Here is a 1,675-nt window from a genome sequence, read left to right as displayed (position 1 = left end):
CCTCCTAATCGTGTCGTAGGGATAGGACTGCCGGCTGCCGTACGACGCCCGCTGCCTCCAGACATCAGATGTCTTCAGAAAGAACGGCGCGTGTGGACGGCCGGAGATTGCTGCTCGTCGGCGGACGACGCCTAACCGCCCCTCGGTCTGCAAGGCCCTATGAGAGAGAGGGCGCGTCCGCCGACGAGCCAGTGATCGCGCGGTGATGGAGTGTGCGTTGCCCGAGTCCGCCGCAGGAAGTGACCTCACCATGTGCTCCCGAGCCCTGAGCTCTGCGACAGAACGAGGTTCCTGCGGTGTGCTGGAGTCACGCACGGCTACTGAGATGACGGACCGCAGAGTCCCGCGATTAGGGCGTCGAGTGACTTCACCTGGACCCGTCAAAATCGTTGACACGAAAGAAGATGTGATCAGTTGGCACTGTTCTGTGGCATCGACTGGGCCGAGAACCACCACGATGTCGCGATCATCGACGAGACCGGAACGGTGGTGGCCAGCGGCAGGATCCGCGACAACGCCGAAGGGTTCGCCCGGCTGCTGGCCATGCTCGCCGACGCCGGCGACACCTCCGAGCAACCGACGCCAGTAGCGATCGAGACCGACCGAGGACTGCTCGTCGCCGCCTTGCGCGCGACCGGACGCAGCATCTACGCGATCAACCCGCTGTCGGCTTCGCGATACCGCTCCCGCCATCAGGTCTCGGGCGCGAAGTCCGATCCGGCCGACGCGGTCGGGCTGGCCAACATCATCCGCACCGACGCGCACGCCCACCGGACGCTGCCCGCGGACACCGAGCTCGCCCAGGCCGTGCGCGTTCTCGCTCGCGCGCAACAAGACACCGTCTGGGCCCGGCAACAGCTGGGCAACCAGATCCGCTCCCTGCTCAAGGACTTCTACCCAGCCGCCCTCGCCGCGATCAGCCTGCTGCCCAGCGGCGGCCTGGCCCGCACGGACGCCCGAGCGCTGCTGCGCACCGCACCGACACCGGCAACAGCCGCACAGCTGACCCGCACACAACTGCGGACCCTGCTGACCGAAGCCGGGCGCCGCAAGCACATCGGCCGCGACGCCGACGCCCTGCACGACCTGCTCAGCCGCGAGCAGCTGCGCCAACCACCGCTGCTGGAGAACGCCATGGGCCTGCAGCTGACCGCGCTGCTGATCCAGTTCGAGGCAGCATGTGTCGCGGCCGATCAGCTGCAAGAAGCCACCGAAGCCCACTTCGAGCAGCACCCGGACGCCGAGATCATGGTCAGCTTCCCAGGCCTGGGACTGCTCAGCGGCGCTCGGGTGCTCGCGGAGATCGGTGACGACCGCTCCCGCTTCGCCGACGCTCGAGGCCTCAAGGCCTACGCCGGCTCCGCACCGATCACTCGCGCCAGCGGGAAGAAGAAAGTCGTGCTGCACCGGCACATCAAGAACCGGCGCCTGGCCGCCGTCGGCCACACCTGGGCGCTCGCCTCGCTCAAAGCCAGCCCCGGAGCACGACGCCACTTCGACGCCCGCCGCGCCACCGGAGACTGGAACCACCAGGCCCAGCGACACCTGTTCAACAAGTTCCTCGGGCAGCTCTACCACTGCCTTCAGCATCGACACAGCTTCACCGAACATCGGGCCTTTCCACCTCCTCTCGCCACGGCGGCTTGACTTTCAAAAACCTGAGATGTCTTTCTGC

At 67.0% G+C, this 1,675-nt stretch carries 1 protein-coding gene; it reads left to right on the top strand.

The genetic code is table 11. From position 1 onward, the window contains the following. Positions 1 to 414 precede the first annotated feature (414 nt). On the top strand, positions 415 to 1,647 hold the full coding sequence (locus ACH413_RS48300; RefSeq protein WP_360049321.1) for an IS110 family transposase: 1,233 nt from the start codon (positions 415 to 417) through the stop codon (positions 1,645 to 1,647). Positions 1,648 to 1,675 lie beyond the last annotated feature (28 nt).

The organism is Lentzea sp. NPDC020367, assembly GCF_044387305.1.
Classification (GTDB): domain Bacteria; phylum Actinomycetota; class Actinomycetes; order Mycobacteriales; family Pseudonocardiaceae; genus Lentzea.
The sequence above is the reverse complement of the archived record's forward strand: the minus strand, read 5'-3'. Positions and strand labels throughout refer to the sequence as shown.